The organism is Nocardiopsis listeri NBRC 13360 (genome assembly GCF_001570765.1).
Lineage (GTDB): Bacteria > Actinomycetota > Actinomycetes > Streptosporangiales > Streptosporangiaceae > Nocardiopsis > Nocardiopsis listeri.
On record NZ_BCSH01000122.1, the window covers coordinates 1 to 3,195 of the forward strand.

The following is a 3,195-nucleotide window of genomic DNA, read 5'->3' on the forward strand; positions in this document are numbered from 1 at the left end:
CCGCCTCTACTGGCGATGAGGAGGAGTTCACACAATGCGCGCGCGTGGCCGGGATAGAACCAGAACTCCGTCTCTACCTTGGCTGAGGTCAGGATCGGTGCGTCCAATTCCAGGACGAGAGGTGCCGCGTTGGTCTGGGGAAGTCGAGAGAGGAAGGTGTGCGTGCGCCATTCGAGAACCTTAGCGGCCGACTCAGCCTGGTGGTCGTTGTCGAGAACGATGACCCACCAAGGGATCGGGCCCCAGGACCCGGGAGACGTTTCTGCTGTGTCGAACGGATCGGACCGAATGCTCCATCCGGGGTTGGACACGAACACGTCGAGGCAGCCGTTGATGAACAGCTGGTCCTGATCGAGTTCGTCCAACAAGGAGATCTCATAGGCCGACAGAGTGCGGAGCAGCCGATAGTGATCATCTCCGTGGTTCAGCAAGGCGTCTACCGTCGCCCAATGGACCTTTTCCGTCTCGCCCGAGGGAACTCCGGTCACCTCCTCGGGCTCGTTGAAGAGTTCCCGAGCGGGCCATGATTTCTGAAGGGCCGCGCCGATACGGAACAGGTGAACGACTTCGTCCCTGTTCCAGAAGAACCCCGCCTCCCATTGTTCGACGAGGGTTTCCATCACGGGATGTTCCAGACACCGCCGGGCCAGAGCGATCGTGGCACCGTCGTTTGATCGCAGGCCTGTACGGTCGACGAGGTAGGGGAGACCATCGGTGCGTGCGCGACACCATTCGTCGAGGCGGTGGGCCTCCTCGACCCCCCAACAGCCGATCAATTCCCGTCGCAACCGTGAGGAAGGCACGACCTTGCCGCGCTGGGAGGCCCAGTACTGCGTGAGGGCCTCGGAAAGACCTTCTGGATCCCAGATACGTACGCCCAGGGCCCAGGGATCCGGTCCGCTCCATAGGCCATGGCCCCCCATGTGACTCGCGATGTCGTGGACCAGGCGGGCGAGCACACTCCCGTCAGGGGATGGCGCGAGGAACACTTCTCTGTCGCGGACCCACTCCACCACGGAAGCAGTGTTCTCGCCGGTCAGGAGTCGGCATCCAACGCGGGAGACCAAGATTCCGCGTAGGAGATCGATGTTCCCCAGGTCGGTGCGGAACCCGTCAACGTCCATCGCGGGGTGGTCGGCGAAAGGGTGGAGGAAGCCCGTGCTCACTCGGGAGAACCAGTCGGCACGGTGGTCACTGAGGGGGCTGTCGGCGTGCATGGGACCTTTCCGGGCGTTCCATAAAAGTACATCAGGTTCGAGACGGGAGGAAAAGCGCACGGTTGTTAGCGGAAAGCGGGTTCGGATGGCTGGGCGGGTGGTGGCCGGCCGATTCGTGGGACGGCAGTGATCTCGCCCTTGGAGATCGTTGTCGGGGGAGGGCGTCACCCGTGGTGGTGTACCGACAACCCCATGCCTTGGGGGAGAGTGATCTTTGCCGAGTGGGGTGGGTGGACCGTGAGGGTGACACCTCCGACGTTGATGGTCACGTCGTGAGGAGAAGAGGCCTCCGGCGCTCCGTCGAGGGGCTTGGCCTCCCCTGAACCGGACCCAGAAGTACTTAGGATAAGTTCTTCCATCGACATGGTCTTCAAAGCGACACCCTCACCCTGCTTCCAGGTGATCGGGGATGCTTCCCCCACGAGGTGGGACCATTGTTTCGAGGGCGATCCGCTCCACTGGACGCGGTGCGGATCATAGTCGGTCAGCCACCGCACACCGTCCTCGTCGATGTCGAAGGCGGCCAGGAGGCGGCCCCTGCGATAGGCGAAGACCAAGGCCACGTCTTCCGGATCGAACGCGAGAATGGTGCGGGAGCTGGACTTGTAGGGGTTCCAGTCCCCGAGAGTGACCTCGGCTTCGGTGAGAACGTCGGTGGATGCTGTTCCGGTTCTCCCCCAAGGCCGAGCGACTCGTCACCGTTCAGAACTCGATGCCGCGGTCGTCACCGCTGTCTCGCGAGCCACCGCGCGGGCTCGGTGTGCCTCCGGTGTTTTGTGGGCGCTGGCTGGACGGGACGCTCCCGCTTTGGGCGAGGCGCGCGATCCTGGAGGTACCGGATGAGGATTGTCCGCTCTGGGCGAGACGTGCGAGTCGGGACGCCGTAGCGGTCTTGGCCGGTTCCGGCACCACGGTCTTGTCCTGGAGCTGCTCTTGGAGCGCCGCATCGATCGTCCTACGCGGGGGCGCCGTAGGCGCGGTCGTCATCGTCCCATCACGCCGCAGAGCCTGATGGTCCTGTTCCGCGTAGTCGACGGCCATCTTGACCATGTCATCGACCGGTTCGGTGCGCACCGCCGGATCGGTGCTGCGCATGTAGGCGACGATGGCATCGAAGCGCGCGATCTCCTGAGGAGCGGGGGTCCTGTCGCGCTCCTCGATGATCGCCTCGCGGGCGCCGAGGTCCTTTCGCATGGACCCGTCCGGGTTGCGATGGTTCTCGTAGAGGACCTCGCCGTCGCGATTGGTCACGTAGATGTGGTCGACCCTGTTCGTGGATTCGAACTCGTGGGCTATGTGAGGGGTGTTCAGGTACATCGCATCGTGCAAGCGAGGGTCGACCCAGCGCCCGTACCCTTTCCCAAGGTCATCGCGGTCCTTCTGGTAGCGGTGGGCGATACCGAGCATGCTGTTCGATTCATGGGTCGTGACGAATACCGCGGTCGTCTCGTACCCACGATCACGGAATCCGTCGAGCCAGTAGTCGGCATGCTTCGTGTGCCCGAAGGGGTGGCTGGCGATCACGTCGTACTTGGGGCCGCCCATGTCACCGCGAAGGTGTCCGATCAGCTCCTCGTGGAGATCGTCGGGTAGCCTGCGCTCAACCGCGGAATGGCCTTGGAGACCGTTGTCCCGCATGATCTCCGCGTAGCGTGGATGGATTTCGGCGTTGTCGTCGCCGTCGTAGGTCGCGACCGATGCCCCGAGGGCTTGGGACACCCTTCCTGGGTTGTTGTTTTTCCTGCGGCCGGTTGGCCCGTGATGAGGATGAACTGGGGTTTCCGGCCATCCGAACGGGCGGGAATTTCAGTGGGGACGAGCTCTTGAATTCTCCTCTTCTTGCGCAGTTCAATTCGAGCAGCGTCCCGGGGGCTACTGGAGTGACTCATGTGCCACTCTCCTCGATCTCCCTGACCTCTTCGCGAAGTCGGTGGATGAGGTTCGGGTATTCGGCAACGATCGGTCTCGCTACCTCTGG

General features: G+C 63.1%; 2 protein-coding genes. Both read right to left on the reverse strand.

Annotated features, from left to right (window positions below; genetic code table 11):
• Positions 1-1,217, reverse strand: a 1,217-nt coding sequence (locus NLI01S_RS24715) for a hypothetical protein (protein WP_157091137.1), incomplete at its 3' end; no start/stop codon positions are given.
• 702 nt (positions 1,218-1,919) lie between these two features.
• Positions 1,920-2,936: a zeta toxin family protein gene (locus tag NLI01S_RS24725; protein ID WP_067609310.1), complete on the reverse strand. Its 1,017-nt coding sequence runs from the start codon at positions 2,934-2,936 to the stop codon at positions 1,920-1,922.
• Between the last annotated feature and the right edge of the window lie 259 nt (positions 2,937-3,195).